We start from the raw sequence: 17,743 nt of genomic DNA, 5'->3' as shown, positions 1-17,743 counted from the left end.
GGTCGAATGTTCAACACGCCCTACTCACTTCATAAAAAAGAACTTTGACAAGGACATCACCATGACGACGGACAGTACTACGCAAGACAACCGCATTACTTATGATACAGACGGCACTATTTGCCTGATTGGGCTAAATCGCGCCAATAAACGCAATGCTTTTGACAGTCATATGATTACCCAGCTATCTGACGCATTGACTCGATATGAAGACGATGAGCATCTACGCTGTGCGCTTATCTTTGCGTATGGCGATCACTTCACCGCTGGGCTCGATCTGGTCGAGCTACAAGATAAGCTAAACGATGGTGTGTTTGAGTTTGATGATAATCAAATTGACCCGTGGGGCATTAGTGGACGCTTACGCACCAAACCTGTGGTGGTGGCGGTCAAAGGCACGTGCTTTACCGTGGCTATCGAGTTGATGCTCAATTGTGATGTGGTCATCGCAAGCGACAACTGTAACTTTGCTCAAATGGAAGTCCAGCGCGGCATCATGCCATTTGGCGGAGCGACGGTACGCTTTGTCGCGGCGGCAGGCTGGCAAAAAGCCATGCCATATCTACTCACGGGCAAAACGTTCGATGCGCAAACGGCTGATCGACTGAACTTGGTCAGTGAAGTGGTGGCAAATGGGACTGAGTACGAGCGCGCATTAACACTGGCGCAAGAGATCAGCAAAGCTGCGCCGCTGGGCGTTAGAGGCGCGCTATCCTCCGCGCAAGATGCGAGCCGCAATGGTGCCGCGACGGCACTGGCTAATATCCACAGCTATTTGCCGCCGCTCTTTCATTCAGAGGATGCCAAAGAGGGCGTGATGGCGATGGTTGAGAGAAGGGAAGCTGAGTTTAAGGGGCGATAGGGAATTTTTAAATGGACATTGAACAAAGAATGTAATCAATTACTTGATGCCAAAAAAGAACATTCTCTTATTTGCTGAGCCGATATCTTCAAAATCTATATTTAGATTATCGGTAATCAGCTTCTTTCTGACATTTTTGGATGCTATTATTAAATCTCGCTCAAATTTGGCACCATTAATAGCTAAGTCTTCACTATAAAAGTTCGTATATCCTGAGATAAGTATTCTAAGATATAAACTAAAATCAACATAATTACCGCATTCTCGTTTAACCTTAGTCATCGATTGAAAACTATTTATTCGTCCTATAGCCTTATGAAAAACTGGTTCAGGAATGTATCGTTGATAAGATTGTAGTCTGGAGTTATAAACTATATCAAAGCCTAGGTATGTGAAATTGTCTTTAGCACCACATATTTTGGTTTTCGGATCTCCAACTTCCTTTTCAATATCTAAACCAATATTTTTAAGGTTTTCTTGAACGTGGTCTTTTAGTTCTTTAGCTCTATCATAAGAGTTACTAAAGATTAGAAAGTCGTCTGCGTAACGTATATACGGTGTGCTGTTCTTAATCATTAAATTGTCAAACTCGTATAAATACATTGAAGAGCACAATGATGCTATAGGCATACCTTGACGAACACCTTTACCACTAAGTTTTTTTAGGTATGCTTCTATCAGTTTTTTGTGCTTTAGATCGCCATAATCTAATTTAGCATCGCAGTATACGAAACTTTTAAGAATAGCAGTTAACTCTTTATCGTCATTTAATCCAATAAACTCTTTTTCAAACTTTTTTACAGCGATTTCTCTATTTATATTGTCAAAAAATTTGACAATATCTGCTTTAATAACGTATCTATACTTGCTCCGATACTCTATAACGTCATCTAAAGCTTTGCGAATACCATGTATGGTTTTCTTGTTTGGTGTTCCTTTATCATCAATATATTCTACTTCTTTGTCGTTATAACCTTTATTCAAGGCATGATCATATTCACAAAATACTTTGTATATTTCTTCATAATGGTCTTTTAAGTATTTAATAAATAGCTTTTGAACGATTCTATCTTGTACTGAGGGAACACAGACCAAACGAGTATTGTCTAATGTCATTACATCGCGTTTAAGACAGTTAGTTTTAGGCAAAATAACAGGGGTGAGATGGTCACAGTTATACTTGAAATCTGATATTTTTTTACAAATACTATCTAAAGCTTTGTCACTAAAATCATTTAAATAATCATTAACGGTGATGTATTGAGTATGGTAGGAGTTGTCGGCTTTCGACTTGTTTTTAGCGAGTTGATTAAGAGTGGATTTAAAATTTTCTTTCACATAAGATGAGAAGTTAACCTTATCTGTCATGATTATCTCCCTTGCTTCTACTTAACAAACCTTTTGCAAAAATTCATATATCAAGTTCTATTAACAAAATAAAGAATTTATGCAAAAGGTCTATTCACTAGATAATCATGACGAAGGTCGAGTGCTCCACGCAAATTATGAGCAAGCTTTCTTAAGCGTTGAACAATGTCGCCACTTAAATATAGCGCACGTTTGGAACGGTACGTCATATAGCTGTCATATGGAATGATAAGCTCATCTACAACAACCTTACAATCAGTTAAATTGTTAACGTCATTTGGAGCCATACCCATCAGTTTTGCGATTTTCTTACGGATTATTTCACTGTTATATATTAACACATACGAGTGTGCAATCGTTATCAATACTGCCACAAATATGTATGCCTTTGTCGCAAATGGTGCTGTTGGCGATAGTGCGCCGTTTATCAGTACCGCTCTTTCAAGCCATAATAGCGGCTCAATAAGTTTATTTAACAGGAAAGCTATTTTCGATATGTTCACCATGTCATCACCATTTGATATTGTTTCATCCTCTTGAGTAGTAGGTAGCAAGGGCAAGAGTGCTCCACGCAAATTATGAGCAAGCTTTCTTAAGCGTTGAACAATGTCGCCACTTAAATATAGCGCACGTTTGAAACTGTACGTCATATAGCTGTCATATGGTGTGACAAGCTCATCAATAACCAGCTTACAATTTGTTAAATTGTTTACGTTATTTAGAGCTAAATAGATAATAGCATTAATATTTACAAATTAGCAAACACTTGTTAATGAAATCGTTATTATTCAAATCTTACCCTCAAACCTCACCTAAATCTTCCAAATCCACATACTCCTTTTTACCATGAATCTTATACATCTTACGGTCGATCTCTGGATACAGGGTAATATCGATCGGTGGTCGGCTGCCACCCATCAGGTAAGTGGCATCGGCATCGCTCTCATTGCGCATCGAATGCGCCGCGCCATGTGCAGGGAAACCGACAAAATCTCCAGCACTCAGCTCATAATGCTCATCACCATAGCGCAGCGACAGCTCACCTGACAGTACATAAATGAACTCATCCGACTCCTCGTGATAGTGATGGGTCGTCGTCTCATCTCCCGCTTCCACCCGTACGAGGTGCAAGCCAAACTTGGTCAGACCAACGATATCACTGAGCGATACCGTATGGCGGATAGCGTGCTCATTGAACTGGTGAATATGCTTAGTCTCAGGCGTGTTATCGATATCGGATTTGGTCAAGACGTATGCTTGCGTGTCCTTAGGCGGCTTTTGTTCTGGTGTCGTCATCATCGGTCTCCTTGATTGATGCTTTGAGTGCATACCACTATTAGCCAATAGTAACAGGTTTTAAAAGGGACGAGATAGGCGTGATGTTGATAATCAGATAGCGGCTTTATATATCCTGCATAAAGCGATTGTTGATGACGCCATTCCTGTTGTACCCTGAACCATTATTTTAAATGAAGGGGAATGCGGGTGTTGTATAACTTTGATGAAGTCATCGATAGACGTGGTACGGGATCGCTTAAATGGCACTATAGCGATGATACGATTCCGCTGTGGGTGGCGGATATGGATTTTAAGGCCGCACCGCCTATCTTAAACGCGATTGAGCAAGCCGTACAGCATGGCATATTGGGCTATACCAAACCTACTGAGGCGCTATATGACGCCATTATCGAGTGGCATGGCAGTCGCTATGAGTTACCACTTGCTAAAGAAAATATTTTGTTTTCCCCGGGTGTCGTGCCAAGCTTAGCGCTGATGATGAACGTCTTTACCGAGGTAGGGGATGCGGTGCTGGTCAATGATCCTGTGTACACGCCCTTTATGAGTAAGGTTGAGCAAAATGGTCGCACGCTCATCACCTCATCGTTACAAGAGAGCGAGGGTAAATATCACTTAAATTTAGCTGATATCGAAGCCAAGATTATCGATCATGATGTGAAGCTATATTTAGTCTGCAATCCGCACAATCCGGGCGGGCGCGTATGGATGAGAGAGGAGCTTGAGGCGCTACTGACGATTTGCAAAAAGCATGATGTAGCGATTGTCAGTGATGAGATTCATCAGGATTTGACCTTGCGCGAGCATACCTTTACACCGTTTTTAACGCTGGCACAAGGCTATGAGCATAAGGTGGTCAGTCTGACCTCAATGACCAAGACCTTTAATATTGCGGGGATTAAAGGCTCGCTGATTTTTTCTAAGGATGCCGCACTGATAGAAAAAATTGACGCCCAGCAGCATCTAAACGATGAGTATGAGCTCAACATGTTCGCCTATGCCGCGATGCACAGCGCCTATCGTGACGGCGGTGAATGGTTGGCACAGCTGCTTGCCTATATTGAGGACAATATTGAGTTTACCTTGCAGTTTTTCGCTGAACATCTACCCAATATCAAGGTAATGCGACCAGAAGTGTCCTATCTGATTTGGCTGGATTGCTCAGCATATAGTCAAGACGACGAGCAGCTTTATGATATTTTACGTGCGGCGAAAGTGGAGCTGAGCGCAGGCTATAAGTATGGCAGTGAGGGGCATTCAAAAATGCGTATCAATGTTGCCTGTCCGCGTATGCTGTTAGAAGCGGGCTTGGCGCGGATGGTGGTGGCGTTTGAGGGGTTGGGGAATTAAGACATTATTGAGAAAATGGGCAATGCCTTATTGCTGACCTAGTGAAACAAGCAAACTATTGATTCTATTAATCGAGATCAAACATGGATGAAAAAGTTAAAGCATCATGGGAGCGTGTACTTCACCCCACGACGCTTAAAAAAAATATCATTACAGCCTCTATATTTTCGATGGGCTTCGAGATGCTCAAGAATAGTATTGTTGAAAAGATAAAAGGCTTTTTTACTAATGGGTTCGATGAAAATGGAATGATTGTTAGCGCTGAGTATAAAGAAAAGGTGCTTGTCTTGAATAGAAGCCGACTCTATGCATCTTTAACGTGGCTACGAGATATGGGTGCCATTGATGATGAAGATTTAGAGAAATTTGAGTATATCGAAAGGTGCCGCAACACCTTAGCTCATGAAATGTTAACATTTGCTTCGTCTGGGATTGACTTTGATGTCACAGAAACTTTTGAAGAAATGGTCGGTTTATTGAGAAAGATAGAGATTTGGTGGTTTGTAAACCTAGATATGGCAATAGACCCAGATGCTTATCCTGAAGATCTAGATTTAGAGCAGGTTACTCCAGGTCCAGTATGGGGTCTTCAAATGCTTATTGACGTTGCGTTAGGTTCAGAGGATGAGGCGCAAAAATACTATAATTACTTTGTCGCAAACTCGGACAAAGTTTAAGATGTGCATTTCCTCGGAATTTTTCAACTCTCCTACAACTAGCTGCGAATGTATGTTGAATTGTACAAAATAGTATGGTCTAAATTTTCAACCACTTCCCAAAGCTCAATCGGTCATAACCATTGAGCCTTAATATCTATACAGTTACTCTATCGGAGATAGCTTACCATGCGGGCTTGAGCGCAGGTACTGTTTGGGCGCTTTCACTTTTGCGGCAAGCTCACCTGCCACGCATCAACAAAACCACCTCTAAACAAACGGTGCATCAGGACAATGCGACGCTTCCAGTTCTTTTTCTGTAGGTGCGCGCAGCAACGTAATCGGCGCTGTCTGCGCCGCTTGCCACTCAATCAAGCCGAGCTCAGCAAACTCACCCAGCCAGCCTGCCATTGCCCAATGTTGCCACTGATCATAAAAGCGATTGGCATTGATAACGATACTGTCCAAGTGATTTAGCGGCGGACGGCAGACGCTGTGCTGCTGATGGTAGACGATTTCGGCAGTCAGATAAAACGGCATGCCGCACGCGCGTGCGCGAAACGCAAAGTCAGTGTCCTCCGCGCCGTAGCCGACATAAGCGGTGTCAAAGCCCCCAAGCGCATCAAACTGCTGGCGCGTGATGGCAAAGCACAAGCTCCAAAACGCCCCGAAGTCCTCGGTCTGCGTCATCGCGGCGGGCGCGAGTGAGTCTGTGGGCGCAAAGTTGGGACGATAAGGGTTGTATACGGAGAGCGCATCTAGCGCGGCATTATTTAGCATCCCAGCTGACAGCGCTGCTGACTCGGCGGCTGACAGCGGGCGCGTCAGATATTTGGGCTGCCCCATCAGCAGCGCGTTAGGATGCGCCGTGAGCTTGCTATACAGTCCAGCGATGCTGTCCGCCGCAACCAGACAATCGACATCTAAGAATATCAGCGCATCGAAGCTCGCGTGCGTGGCGCCGATATTGCGATTGTGCCCGATATCAAAGCGCGCTTGCTTATCGTTGCCATCTTTCGTGGTCGGAATCTGTACGATGTTCAGCGCGTATTCGTTTAGGCGCTTGGGGTCGGCGTCGTCATTGACGATGATGACTTCGGCAGGTGGCGTACTGCTGTTGGCAAGGGCGGCAAGCAGATTGTATAAGTGCGTGTTACGCCCATAGCAGGTAGTGATGACGCTCACAGGCGCGGTCGGTCGCTTCGGGGAGGCTTTGTCGTGATGCATCATAGGCTTAGTTTTTCTTATTATTAAAAGATGATTATTCGGGACGCAGCGCAAGTTTGGGCAACAGCCACTCATTAAACCATGCCTTGGTATCGCTATAGTCGCCAAAGCTATGCATCAATGCGGCAGCTGAGGTGTCCGAGTCAGGCGCTGTCTGCGTAATGGCTGTCGGCGTAGGCAGCTGCCCGTTATTGTTTTGCACCGTTTTACAAAAGTCATTCCAGCTGAGCGCCCGACCTTGCGCAATCAAAGCATTGGCGGTGGCAACTTGCTCGTCATGCGGGCGCGCGTCAGGTTGTACGATAAGCGGCGTCTGCTCGTAATAGACCTGCGCGATGCTGTTCAGCCCGCACGCCATAAACAAGGCATCGCTATGAATGATAAACGGGCGCACGTCTTTGACCTGTGTGGCAATATCGACCAAGTGACGCATGTTGTCACTAATAGGACCGAGCGAGATGATAAAGGCATCGGGCAATAGCTCACGCAATGTGGGCAGGCGCGCATCAATCGCTTGGTGTCCGCCATAGCCTTTTATCACCGTGATGATGGGCGCGCCCTCACGATGCGGCGTAGCATCGTCTGCTAAATCATTGAGTAATGTCAAAAACTCGGAACGGGTTAAATCCGTACTGAGCGCTGTACCGATAAAGTCCAAATGCAGGCTTTTCTTTGGCATCCATGCAGGCGTGTCTATCGCTTCAAGCGCGCGCGGATACGGGGCAAGCATTGCCAGCGCACCTTTAAAAGCCTCTATGTGCGGCGTATCGTCCCGCACGCCAGTCAAACGCACGTACAGATAGGGCATGCTGATCGTGCGGCATAGCATGGCAATTTCCACACTGACATCAATAATCATTAGAGCAATCTGCCGCGCGTGTAGCGCCTGTATCAGCTGATGGCTACGCGTTTGAATGTCGCGATTGCCGACAGGGGAATAGTGTAAGCTCTCAGGCTGCCAGTATTGTCCCGCACGCCCTTTGAGCACATCGTCTGCGCGCTCATCTTCAGGCGCGAGGCGGACGACTTGCGCTTCACTGATATTGCTAAAGCTATAGTCCGCCGCAGACACGCTGGTAAAAACCGTGAACTGCGCGCGCACAGGCTCAGGCAGTAGCGCCGCCAGCTTGTCCGCCTGCCGACAATGCCCCGAGCCGTGATGATGGGCGTAATAGCCGATGCGCATCCCTTAACCCTCAGCGTGCTGGGGCAAGGTGTCGAGACTTGGCGTCGCTTGTGGTGGTGGCATCGAAGGTAAGCGCTTGGTCATGGCAGCACTGGGCTTTTGCGCTGTGGATAGCGATTGTTGTTCTGGTGTCAGCGTTTGATAATACAAATCCAAATAGCCATCGACCATCGTGGTATCGGCACAAAATAACTTGGCACGCGCACGGCACGCCGCCCGTGAGATGTTTTTGATGCTATCAAACGCTTTAATAAAGGCGGCTTTGTCTTCTTTAGCGACCACAATGCCCGTTTCAGACGTGACAATCTCCGCGCACGCACCCACATCAAAGCCAATCACAGGCGTGCCGCAGGCGAGACTCTCTGCCAATATCAGACCATACGGCTCATCCCACGTACTGGTAAACAGCATCGCCGTCGCTTGACTCAAGTAGCGGTTAATCTCTGCTTTGGTTTTGTGACCGACATAGTCGAGCAAATCGCTGCCCTGCTGCTTGTCTTGGAGTAATAACGGCGCGACAGATTGCTCAAAATACTGTGCATTGCTTTTGGGGCCTGCGATAATCAGGCGCTTGCCCGCCGCCAAGCAATATTGCATTGCCAAATGCGTGCCTTTTTCAGGGCAAATACGTCCGTACCACAGATACACTTCGTCATCGATAGGTGTCAGCTGCGCGTCAAAAGAGTCCACATCAATACCGTTATACACCACTTTAGATGGCACAAATTCGGCAAACAGTTTTTGCTGATAGGTACTAATCGAGGTGAATTGCGTATCGGTGCCCAGTTGTAGGGTCAATAATGCCAAGCGCAGCTGCGGAAAAATCGGCGTATGAAAAGTGGTAAAAAAGCGCTTGCCAAAGACCTGACCCATCATCATCGGAATATGATGCAAGCTGTGATTGTGTACCACATCAATCTCGCCGCGTTCGTCACGCTCGATGATATCGCGAAGCGCATGTTGATAGGTGATGTATTGGTACATCTCCTCGCGCCCCATCGCCACCGACTCATGCTCGTTTGGATAGACCATCGCCTCAAATTCTTGACGCGACAATAGCGGTACAAGGGTCGCCTCCGTCTGACTGTCAGCATGCGCGTAAAGCAGCACCTCGTGCCCCGCCGCAACCAGCTTATCACATAGCAAATGCGTAATCATCTCAAGCCCGCCTGCGTAAGGCTCAGCAATCGGGTATAAAGAATGCGCAATGATAGCAATGCGTAAGGGTCGCTTCTGCGGCGTGACAGAAGCAGTGGGTAAAGATAAAAGGGTCATAATATTTCCTATGGCGGCGCTTATTCATCATCGTTATGGCCGCCGCTGTTATGGTTGTTGTTATTGAAAATAAAGGTAAAAGTCAGGATAAAAATGTGCGCAAAATAAAAAGTAAAATAAAGGTTAAAAGTTGATGGTCTGCTTATCTTGTACGCGATCAGTCGTCTTGATAAAGGGCATTTTTTGAATGTTTAGTGGCTTTACATATTCTGTATTTAATAAGGGAAAAGGTGCTGATGGTTCTGATAAAGAACGCAGGTACTCGGCCTCGCTGGCAGTGCTGTAATTGGCTAAGGCAAGTCTTGCGGCAATGAGTTTTAAACCAAAGACGGTGAGCGCACAGACAAATAGTATCGGGGAATAAGCCGCAGACAGCGGTGATACCAACAGGGCAGTGAGTGCATTTAATATCAATAGTAATTTGGGTAAGGCACGGCGATTGGCGTGCTTTAGCGCTGATTGCGTGGCATCAGGAGCGATTTTTGGGGTACACACAAAGGGCTTTTGCCGTCCCCACAATACAGGCAACCAGCACAGCGCACCCACTTCCCAAAAGTTTAAATGCATCAGCCATGTACGTAAGCGTTTAGGAATAGAATGTCGATAGCCGCGCTGCATTTGCTGGGTGAGTGGCGCTTGGTCGTGCAAATACGCCCATAAACGGCGCAGTAAAAATACGCCGTAACCTGCATAGATGACAGCCAAAATCGGTAACGCCCATGTGCTGTCGTGCCCCACTATCAAGGTGAGCGCCATCAGCATCACGGTGATAAGCTGAAGCAAGATTAAAATCCCTGTGCCGTTGACCCATGCACTGAGCTGCGACAAGTGCGCGCGCTGATAGCGGCGCTGCTCAGCTTTGCTGTGTTTGGTTGTCGCCATACTCGCGGCATACGTCGGATGCAGACGACGTAACAATGGCGCGGCAAGATAGCGACAAAAAATCTGCATATTGCCATATACCCAGCGCTGACGCTGTGCCAATAAATCACACAAGGTTGCGGGCAGCAGTCCCGTTGCAATCACTGTAGGAATAAAGGCGCTACGCATATCATGCTGATGCATGAGCACCCCCATCTGCGCGTCTTCGGTGATTGATGCGCCCGACCAGCCGCCCAGCTGCTGCAAATCACGACGGCGAATGACCGCATAGGTGCCTGTCGATAAGGCGCGTATACGATTGCGCGGCTGATATAGGTGATGGTTAAAGTAATGATTCAGCTCGCTGTGAATGTCCTCAAGATGGGCGCTGCGATAAAACTGCGGAAACTGTAATAGTGTGTGCTCAGGATAGTCGTTAATGGCTTGTACCATCGCCTCACGGGCATGCGGCAATGCTTCATAATCGCTATCCACCACCACGATATGACTACAGCGTCTGTCCATCCACGCCAGCGCCAAGTTAAGTGCACCCGCTTTGTAGCCTGCAATCTCATCAATATGATAAAAGCGCACGTTGAGCGCGGCATCTAGCGATTCACAAAAGGCGGCCAGTGGTTGATAAAGAGATTTATCCGTATGGTTATTATCAATAATTAAGATTTCATCCACTGCCTGTTTGACAGCCAATAACGACTTAATGGTTGCAATCACAATCTCAGGTGGCTCCGCTCGTGTCATTAGCTGGAAGCTAAAGGCAATCGTGGCAGTAGTCGACTGAGATGATACGGGCGCAAAAACTGTATCTTGCACACCGTGCATCATACGAGACGCAGACGTTAAAGGAGTCATAATCTTTTATTCTTATCGTTATCGAGCTGTGGACGTTGGAAACAGGGGCAGCAAATAGCGCTTTGGTTTTAATGAAATATTTAATTGGCGCTTGAGAGAACAAATTCATAGTAATACAAAGCTTGGTAACATATTGATTATTAAGTGTTAGTTTCTGCACTATCTCGTAATGTTACGTAAGTTTTTCAGTCATTAACTTAAGAAATTTAGTGAAGCATCGAAAATATAGAGATACACACCTATAAAATAAGGTTTTATAAAAGGTTTATAGCGATAGGCGTCAAAAATCTGTCTTAGTCATGTCCTTATGTTGAGTGCGTCAACGCTTGAAAAAAATAGTTAAGAATAAACCGCATATCAACCGCCATTCATGGCGCTAAACTTGTTAAAATAGGGCACCAATTTTTTATTGATGGATACTCACCTTATGACGACCGCATCATCGACGCCAACTATCAAGCAAGACCGCATTTTAATCCTCGATTTTGGCTCGCAATACAGTCAGTTAATCGCCCGCCGTGTGCGCGATTCTGGGGTATTTTGTGAGATGTTCCCTTATGACATCGACACTCAGCGTATCATCGATTTTGGCGCAAAAGGCGTCATCTTATCGGGTGGCCCTGAGAGTGTGCATGCGGACAATAGCCCGCGTATCAATGACGCGGTGTTTGAGCTCGGTGTACCAGTACTTGGCATTTGCTATGGTATGCAGGCGATGGCAGATCGCTTCGGCGGGCAAGTTCATGCCAGTGATATTCATGAGTTTGGTGCGGCGACCATCGAAGTAAATGGTCACTCGCAGCTGACTGACGGTATCGAAGACAGCAAGACTGACGGCGCGGCTGCCAAGCTAAACGTTTGGATGAGTCATGGTGATAAAGTCATCAAAGCGCCTGAAGGCTTTGACATCGTTGCTAGTACGCCAAGCTGCCCGATTGCGATTATGGCTAATGATGACAAGAAATACTACGGTCTACAGTTCCACCCAGAAGTGACGCACACCCTACAAGGTCAAGCGCTGCTAGGTCGTTTTGTCCATCAGATTTGCGATTGTGCTGGTGAGTGGACGCCAGACAATATCGCTGATATGCGTATTGCACAGCTCAAAGAGCAAATCGGTGACAAGCAAGTATTGCTCGGACTATCGGGCGGCGTGGACAGCTCAGTCGTTGCAGCACTACTGCACAAAGCCATTGGCGATCAGCTGACTTGTGTGTTTGTGGATAATGGTCTCTTGCGTCTGCATGAAGGCGATCAGGTCATGCAAGTTTTTGCAGAAAACATGGGCGTCAAAGTCGTCCGCGTCGATGCCGAAGAGCGCTTCTTAACCGCGCTGGCTGGCGAGAGCGACCCAGAGAAAAAGCGTAAAATCATTGGTAAAACCTTCATCGACGTATTCGCTGATAGTGCGCGTCAAGTGAGCGAGCAGAGCGATGGTAAAGTTGTTGAGTTCTTAGCACAGGGTACGATTTACCCAGACGTGATCGAATCTGCTAAGTCACATCAAGGTAAAGCACACGTCATTAAGAGCCATCATAACGTTGGCGGTTTGCCAGATGACTTGGCGTTTGAATTGGTTGAGCCGTTACGCGATCTATTTAAAGATGAAGTGCGTAAACTTGGTATCACCCTTGGTCTACCAGAGAAGATGATTTACCGTCATCCATTCCCAGGGCCAGGTCTAGGCGTACGAATCCTTGGCGAAGTGAAAAAAGAATACGCTGATGTCTTGCGTTTGGCAGATGCTATCTTTATGCAGGAGCTGGAGCGCTCTGGCTGGTATGACAAAACCGCGCAAGCCTTTGCGGTATTCCAACCAATCAAATCAGTTGGCGTGGTCGGTGATGGCCGCCGCTATGCGTGGGTGATTGCGCTACGTGCCGTTGAGACGGTGGACTTTATGACCGCGCGCTTTGCCCATCTACCGTATGATTTGATTGAGACAGTATCGAATCGCATCATGAATGAAATCGCTGAGGTCTCACGCGTGACGTATGATGTATCGAGCAAGCCGCCGGCGACGATTGAGTGGGAATAATCTCTACTCAGTATTTAGCTGAAATAAAAAACACTCAACTTGGTTGGGTGTTTTTTGTCTAAATTCCTGTATCAGGTGGTATAGGGTTATTTTCTTCGTACGAAAGATAGTCAAAATCGATACGTTGATATTGGCGTAAAGTACCTACAGAAATTTTAAATTCAGTGCCTACTTTAGGAACAGAGACGTCCATTCCTGCATCTTTTAATATATCGGCATATTCATTAAGTGCATCAGTAGCAGAAGCAATAGACTGATCATTAGAAGCTATACCTAACAAATTAACTGAATAAGTTTCTTCATCCTTAATATCTCGATTTGGATAAATATCAACATATATACCAGTTAGATATTCATTAGCTCGCTTAGCAATCTTTTTTCTTTTACCTTTTTTATCAGAAGACGCGATTAGCTGATCGAATTTAGTAGGTAATGCTGGTCTTTTATAACGACCAGCTAGCCAATCAATATACTGATTTAGGTTCCCTTCTAAAAAGTTAATTGAAGAATCAGGTTTAAATTCTTCAAGAAGTGACTTTTTTATTTGAATTTTTTCGTGAGCTTTTAGCTCTAAAATAACCTTCTCATCAGAGCTGTTTGAGTTGGCTTCTATATGCAATATTCTAGGATGACGATTATGGCTATACTGTTTATTAAACGCTTCAGCTGATAAAGGCCGGACAATAGAGAGCTCGATGTATTCTTCTTGCGAGGAGGCAACGTCGCATGATTGCGAGGCAACAACCAACAAGTTGTTAGCAGATATAGTGAACGTACTATCTATATCACCTATTAGCTTTGCAACTGTTTCAGGTTTGACAAAGCTGCCTTGTCGCCATCCTAATGCTTCGAGTATACGCTGCATTTAAACCTCTAAATTAAACCTAATTCAGGCGTCAGTGATTGATGAGCAAGACGTCGACCTGCAAAAATTATTTTTTCTCTATCAAGCTTTTCGTCTGTTAACATTTGCATCACGCTAGTAGAACCTAGGATAGGGGTAAACAGCTTTTCTTTATCAGTAGGAAGCTTGTTATAACTCCAGTCTTCTGCGATAACGCTTAACTCAAACACTCTTTGTCTATCTTTTTCTTTACTAATCCCTTGCTTCTCCCAGTTGTACAGTGTTTTTCTTGAGACACCAACAAGCTTAGCAAGCTCTTCATCACTCAAATCAAAATACTCTTTTATTGTCGAAAGCTGAGACTGGCGAGTATTGTACTTAACATTAATACTTGATCCGCTTGCTTGGCTCATTTTGTCAATTATATAACGACTGTTATCGTAACTGGTTGATTTCTTAAAAGCATAGGCTGGAGTAGTGGCAAGAATAGAAGCGCCTATAAAAGCGGTAGTAATGTTCTTATTTATCCAGCTATTTGCTCCATAACTGTTTTGTCTCATTTCCATGCCTCCTTGGCTTGTTCTGTTGTTACATTCCAAAATGCTTTTCGACTGATTTTATGCATGTGTGATAGCTTACTAAGTATTAATCCTTTATTAAAATCTAGTGGACCGGACTCTTCTTCCTGAGCATTCCATACATGGTCGATATCCAATAGTAGTCTTTTGACAGGCTTATCAGAAGATTTTTCTATTGCAATGGGTAAATTCTCTGCATCAGGCCAAACTAAAACTTTATCCTCACCGTATATCGAACGAATAAAAATAGCCCCTTCTGTGGTTCTCCATAAAGTTTCATTAGTCTGTCTTAGTAAGCTCCCTGACAGTTTTAAATCATCGTTGTTGTATAGTCTAGGCTGAACAAAATCTTCTATTGAGCCTTTGCCTTCAATGTTAAAAATGGTATCGCTATAACGTAAGCCAAGACCTAAACAGAGGCTTGGGTTAATAACATCTATAATAGTTTGTAATAAGAAATCACAGTTCTCTTCAAATCCATTAAAGCGTTCATATTCACTAGTCATAAACAATAAACGATTCTGGTTAACCGAAGCTGCGGTATGACTATTTTTAGAGATAAACTCCCAGTTGGCTTGAGCCTCTAAGCTTATACCGTTAGGCGACACCGTAATTTCTTGGGTCTCAGTGTTCCTTAGAATTGGTAGCTTATTTCTCAAAGCATCTTGAATCTTAGGTATGTATTCCTTTATACCTAGTATAGGAGAAAATCTAAATTCTGCTAATACAAAGACCAAAGGTTGATTTGATAACTTTTTATAGTCACACATGTTGAACTCTCAGTAAGCTGATAAGTCTATTTAAAGTTATTATATAATACACACTATGTGTAATTAGTTGTGTAATTTTTGGAAAACAATTGAGAATTCCAAAAAAAAGCAGCACCCCGAAAGAGCACTGCCATCATCTAAAAACTCATTTCTCTAAACCAATAACCTAACCCCGCACATTCACCACATAACGCCCAACCACCTTACTCGAAATAAAGCGATCTAAGTATTCAGGCGTTTGCTCAAGGGTAATTTCTTCAGCATAACCCTCAAGGTCAGGCAATTTCATATCGGTTGAAACGCGCTGCCAAATCGCTTTTTTGTCCTCAAGGGGGATAAGTACCGAGTCGACACCCAATAATGACACTGCTCTGGTGATAAATGGCATGACCGTCATCGAAAACTCCGCACCGCCCGCTAGGCCGCAACTGGTCACTGCGCCGCCCGCTTTGGTTTGCTTGAGCAAATTAGCTAGATAATCGCCACCGAGTGTATCAATGGCATTGGCCCACAGCTCACGGCCGATAGGTTTGCTACCGATTTCATTGATCGTATCGCGATGACGGACTTCGCTTGCGCCAAGATTTTTTAGATAATCGCTTTGTTCAGGCTTACCTGAGAAGGCGATAACCTCGTAGCCCAATTGACTTAATATAGCGATACTGATACTACCGACGCCGCCCGTTGCGCCCGTGACGGCGACTGGTCCGTCTTCAGGTTTTGCGCCCATTTTCTCAAGCTTTTGCACGCTTAAGGCTGCGGTTAGGCCGCCAGTACCATAAATCATTGCTTCTTTTAATGTTAATGATTTTGGACATTCTATCGCCCAATCAGCGGGTATCGAGATTATCTGGCCAAGCCCGCCTGCGGTGTCCATGCCGAGATCATAGCCGAATACCAACACTTCTTGCCCTGCGCTAAACGTGCCTGATTTGTCACTGACGACGACACCTGCCGCGTCAATACCAGGGGTATGCGGATAGTTTCTGGTGATTCTTTTATTGCCCGTGGCTGACATGGCATCTTTGTAGTTCAATGATGAATAATGCACTTCGATGAGCAAGTCATTCTCTGGTAAGTCACTGACTTTGCGCTCGTGAATGCTTTTTTTGAATTCACCGTCGTTAGTTTCTTCAACGACTAAGGCTTTAAACGTTTTCTCGTTTGACATAGTGATATCCCTATTACGTTTTATTGTTTATGTTCATGAGTCATGGCTTAACTATCGCATGCTTCATTATCTCATGACTGCAAAGCCATTAAAGCAAAAAAATCCCACTGTACTTTAGGATAAATACAAACGGGCTTCTTGTTATTTTATGCTACCTCTGATGATAATAGTCGTTGAAAGGTTAGTGTGTAAATTATAGTTTTGACAATACTTTAAAGTTACTAAGGTTTTAATAGTACCTTACCTTTTTTGCCAGATTGCACATCACCTGAGACGGCTTTGGTAATCTCATCAAGCCCATAAACCGCTTCAATTGGTAATTTTAGATTGCCGTTGGTCGCGCGCTCTAGTAGTTCATCAATCAGACGCTGTTTGTTGTCCAGATCCATTTCTTGGCTAGTTTTGCTGCCCCAGAAGCCTTTGACGATAGCTTGCTTAAAGATCAGGCTGCCAGCGTCTAGTTGCATTGGTTTACCTGACATAATACCAAACGAGACCAACGTGCCGTTGCTACCGAGTAGCGATAGCAGCTCATTGCTTGATTCGCCACCGACGGAGTCCACAGCAGCGGTGATCTTGTCCTCACCGATGATAGCGCGGACTTGGTCTTGCCAGTCATCATCAGTAGTGACGACATTGTTTTTGATATCTAGCGCGGTCAGCTCTTCTAACGAGTCTTTGCTACGCACGAGATTAATGGTGTTCACACCGCGTGCCGCTGCCAGCATGGCTAGTGTTTTACCAACAGCACCATTAGCCGCATTATGGATGATCCATTGTCCACTATCTACTTCTAGGAATTCAAGAAGCATCAAGGCGGATAATGGCATAGCAATCAGCTGCGCGGCCAGTTCGTCTTCGATGCTATCAGGGATGACAAACACCATAGTGGCAGGGGCGACAAAATACTCTGCCCACGTTTCGTGCACACTGGCACAGGCCACGCGCTGACCGATGCTTAAGTCTGTGACCTCATCACCGACCGCATCAATAATTCCTAACGCTTCACTACCGCCAACCGCTGGCATTTCTGGCTTGTAGCCGTATTGCCCGCTGACCGTTAGCATGTCGTGGTTATGAATGGGGGAAAGGATGGTTTTGATACGTACTTCGTTGGCAGCAGGCTGCGGCATAGGACGCTCGCCCACGCTCAGTACGTCGGAAGGTTTGCCAAAGTGATCATAAGTAGCAACGCGCATAAATTATCCTTAATCAATTATTTGTTATTATGTGTGTGGGTCCCAGACCAGCACGTTATGGTGTAGCTATCGTACTGTGTGATCTGGTTTAAATATAATCAGTATGGATCATACTATAGATAACAATAGACTGGTCGTCTAGTAAATAGATGATAACGTTATGTATGGTTTTGTTTCAGGTGGATTAAATGC

General features: G+C 45.1%; 16 protein-coding genes. 4 read left to right on the top strand and 12 right to left on the bottom strand.

Annotated features, from left to right (window positions below; translation table 11 throughout):
- Positions 1 to 61 precede the first annotated feature (61 nt).
- Positions 62 to 862, top strand: a complete 801-nt coding sequence (locus B3V51_RS04715) for a crotonase/enoyl-CoA hydratase family protein (protein WP_186475338.1) — start codon at positions 62 to 64, stop codon at positions 860 to 862.
- Between the two features lie 39 nt (positions 863 to 901).
- Here the strand turns inward: B3V51_RS04715 and B3V51_RS04710 are convergent, their stop codons facing one another.
- The 3 genes from B3V51_RS04710 to B3V51_RS04700 form a co-directional block, all read right to left on the bottom strand.
- Positions 902 to 2,230 (bottom strand): reverse transcriptase domain-containing protein, encoded by a 1,329-nt coding sequence (locus B3V51_RS04710; protein WP_186475337.1) that lies wholly within the window; start codon positions 2,228 to 2,230, stop codon positions 902 to 904.
- A 77-nt stretch (positions 2,231 to 2,307) separates the two neighbouring features.
- Positions 2,308 to 2,880, bottom strand: coding sequence for a hypothetical protein (locus tag B3V51_RS04705; protein ID WP_186475336.1), 573 nt, complete (start codon positions 2,878 to 2,880; stop codon positions 2,308 to 2,310).
- A gap of 151 nt (positions 2,881 to 3,031) precedes the next feature.
- Positions 3,032 to 3,526 (bottom strand): cupin domain-containing protein, encoded by a 495-nt coding sequence (locus tag B3V51_RS04700; RefSeq protein ID WP_212564051.1) that lies wholly within the window; start codon positions 3,524 to 3,526, stop codon positions 3,032 to 3,034.
- Between the two features lie 183 nt (positions 3,527 to 3,709).
- On the opposite strand from B3V51_RS04700, the gene B3V51_RS04695 reads away from it, so the two are divergent.
- Together B3V51_RS04695 and B3V51_RS04690 are read left to right on the top strand one after the other, a co-directional pair.
- Positions 3,710 to 4,876: a MalY/PatB family protein gene (locus B3V51_RS04695; RefSeq protein ID WP_093070223.1), complete on the top strand. Its 1,167-nt coding sequence runs from the start codon at positions 3,710 to 3,712 to the stop codon at positions 4,874 to 4,876.
- Between the two features lie 83 nt (positions 4,877 to 4,959).
- On the top strand, positions 4,960 to 5,553 hold the full coding sequence (locus tag B3V51_RS04690) for a hypothetical protein (RefSeq protein ID WP_093070221.1): 594 nt from the start codon (positions 4,960 to 4,962) through the stop codon (positions 5,551 to 5,553).
- 249 nt (positions 5,554 to 5,802) lie between these two features.
- Here the strand turns inward: B3V51_RS04690 and B3V51_RS04685 are convergent, their stop codons facing one another.
- The 4 genes from B3V51_RS04685 to B3V51_RS04670 form a co-directional block, all read right to left on the bottom strand.
- A complete protein-coding gene (locus tag B3V51_RS04685; RefSeq protein ID WP_186475334.1) occupies positions 5,803 to 6,762 on the bottom strand; it encodes a glycosyltransferase family 2 protein in 960 nt (319 codons plus the stop codon).
- A 31-nt stretch (positions 6,763 to 6,793) separates the two neighbouring features.
- Positions 6,794 to 7,945, bottom strand: a complete 1,152-nt coding sequence (locus B3V51_RS04680; protein ID WP_284718880.1) for a hypothetical protein — start codon at positions 7,943 to 7,945, stop codon at positions 6,794 to 6,796.
- A 3-nt stretch (positions 7,946 to 7,948) separates the two neighbouring features.
- Positions 7,949 to 9,220 carry a glycosyltransferase gene (locus B3V51_RS04675; protein WP_212564049.1) on the bottom strand — a complete coding sequence of 424 codons (1,272 nt, stop codon included), beginning with the start codon at positions 9,218 to 9,220 and terminating at the stop codon, positions 7,949 to 7,951.
- A gap of 123 nt (positions 9,221 to 9,343) precedes the next feature.
- Complete coding sequence (locus B3V51_RS04670; RefSeq protein ID WP_093070213.1) at positions 9,344 to 10,951, bottom strand: glycosyltransferase family 2 protein; 1,608 nt, start codon at positions 10,949 to 10,951, stop codon at positions 9,344 to 9,346.
- Positions 10,952 to 11,378: 427 nt separating this feature from the next.
- Here B3V51_RS04670 and guaA point away from each other — a divergent pair, with 427 nt between their 5' ends.
- Positions 11,379 to 12,989, top strand: coding sequence for a glutamine-hydrolyzing GMP synthase (gene guaA, locus B3V51_RS04665; RefSeq protein WP_093070211.1), 1,611 nt, complete (start codon positions 11,379 to 11,381; stop codon positions 12,987 to 12,989).
- Between the two features lie 58 nt (positions 12,990 to 13,047).
- Here the strand turns inward: guaA and B3V51_RS04660 are convergent, their stop codons facing one another.
- The 5 genes from B3V51_RS04660 to B3V51_RS04640 form a co-directional block, all read right to left on the bottom strand.
- On the bottom strand, positions 13,048 to 13,854 hold the full coding sequence (locus B3V51_RS04660) for a hypothetical protein (RefSeq protein ID WP_186475330.1): 807 nt from the start codon (positions 13,852 to 13,854) through the stop codon (positions 13,048 to 13,050).
- A gap of 8 nt (positions 13,855 to 13,862) precedes the next feature.
- Entirely contained in the window at positions 13,863 to 14,393 is a 531-nt protein-coding gene (locus tag B3V51_RS04655; protein ID WP_093070207.1) for a hypothetical protein, read from the bottom strand.
- Positions 14,390 to 15,181 carry a TIGR04255 family protein gene (locus tag B3V51_RS04650; RefSeq protein WP_093070204.1) on the bottom strand — a complete coding sequence of 264 codons (792 nt, stop codon included), beginning with the start codon at positions 15,179 to 15,181 and terminating at the stop codon, positions 14,390 to 14,392. Before B3V51_RS04650 ends, B3V51_RS04655 begins: the two co-directional genes overlap by 4 nt.
- Before the next feature lie 166 nt (positions 15,182 to 15,347).
- Positions 15,348 to 16,352, bottom strand: coding sequence for a YhdH/YhfP family quinone oxidoreductase (locus B3V51_RS04645; protein WP_093070203.1), 1,005 nt, complete (start codon positions 16,350 to 16,352; stop codon positions 15,348 to 15,350).
- Positions 16,353 to 16,573: 221 nt separating this feature from the next.
- A complete protein-coding gene (locus B3V51_RS04640; protein ID WP_093070201.1) occupies positions 16,574 to 17,551 on the bottom strand; it encodes a zinc-binding dehydrogenase in 978 nt (325 codons plus the stop codon).
- Positions 17,552 to 17,743: the final 192 nt, after the last annotated feature.

The organism is Psychrobacter sp. UBA2514 (assembly GCF_002341255.1).
In the GTDB taxonomy this organism is placed as follows: domain Bacteria; phylum Pseudomonadota; class Gammaproteobacteria; order Pseudomonadales; family Moraxellaceae; genus Psychrobacter; species Psychrobacter pacificensis.
This window is presented reverse-complemented; position numbering and strand designations above follow the sequence as displayed.

Excerpts from the sequence above, each read along its gene's own strand:
- guaA (WP_093070211.1), top strand. The coding sequence starts at position 11,379 with ATGACGACCGCATCATCGACGCCAACTATCAAGCAAGACCGCATTTTA.
- B3V51_RS04655 (WP_093070207.1), bottom strand. The coding sequence starts at position 14,393 with ATGAGACAAAACAGTTATGGAGCAAATAGCTGGATAAATAAGAACATT.
- B3V51_RS04675 (WP_212564049.1), bottom strand. The coding sequence starts at position 9,220 with ATGACCCTTTTATCTTTACCCACTGCTTCTGTCACGCCGCAGAAGCGA.
- B3V51_RS04650 (WP_093070204.1), bottom strand. The coding sequence starts at position 15,181 with ATGTGTGACTATAAAAAGTTATCAAATCAACCTTTGGTCTTTGTATTA.
- B3V51_RS04715 (WP_186475338.1), top strand. The coding sequence starts at position 62 with ATGACGACGGACAGTACTACGCAAGACAACCGCATTACTTATGATACA.
- B3V51_RS04660 (WP_186475330.1), bottom strand. The coding sequence starts at position 13,854 with ATGCAGCGTATACTCGAAGCATTAGGATGGCGACAAGGCAGCTTTGTC.
- B3V51_RS04685 (WP_186475334.1), bottom strand. The coding sequence starts at position 6,762 with ATGATGCATCACGACAAAGCCTCCCCGAAGCGACCGACCGCGCCTGTG.
- B3V51_RS04705 (WP_186475336.1), bottom strand. The coding sequence starts at position 2,880 with ATGACGTACAGTTTCAAACGTGCGCTATATTTAAGTGGCGACATTGTT.
- B3V51_RS04680 (WP_284718880.1), bottom strand. The coding sequence starts at position 7,945 with ATGCGCATCGGCTATTACGCCCATCATCACGGCTCGGGGCATTGTCGG.
- B3V51_RS04710 (WP_186475337.1), bottom strand. The coding sequence starts at position 2,230 with ATGACAGATAAGGTTAACTTCTCATCTTATGTGAAAGAAAATTTTAAA.
- B3V51_RS04640 (WP_093070201.1), bottom strand. The coding sequence starts at position 17,551 with ATGCGCGTTGCTACTTATGATCACTTTGGCAAACCTTCCGACGTACTG.
- B3V51_RS04645 (WP_093070203.1), bottom strand. The coding sequence starts at position 16,352 with ATGTCAAACGAGAAAACGTTTAAAGCCTTAGTCGTTGAAGAAACTAAC.
- B3V51_RS04700 (WP_212564051.1), bottom strand. The coding sequence starts at position 3,526 with ATGACGACACCAGAACAAAAGCCGCCTAAGGACACGCAAGCATACGTC.
- B3V51_RS04670 (WP_093070213.1), bottom strand. The coding sequence starts at position 10,951 with ATGACTCCTTTAACGTCTGCGTCTCGTATGATGCACGGTGTGCAAGAT.
- B3V51_RS04690 (WP_093070221.1), top strand. The coding sequence starts at position 4,960 with ATGGATGAAAAAGTTAAAGCATCATGGGAGCGTGTACTTCACCCCACG.
- B3V51_RS04695 (WP_093070223.1), top strand. The coding sequence starts at position 3,710 with ATGCGGGTGTTGTATAACTTTGATGAAGTCATCGATAGACGTGGTACG.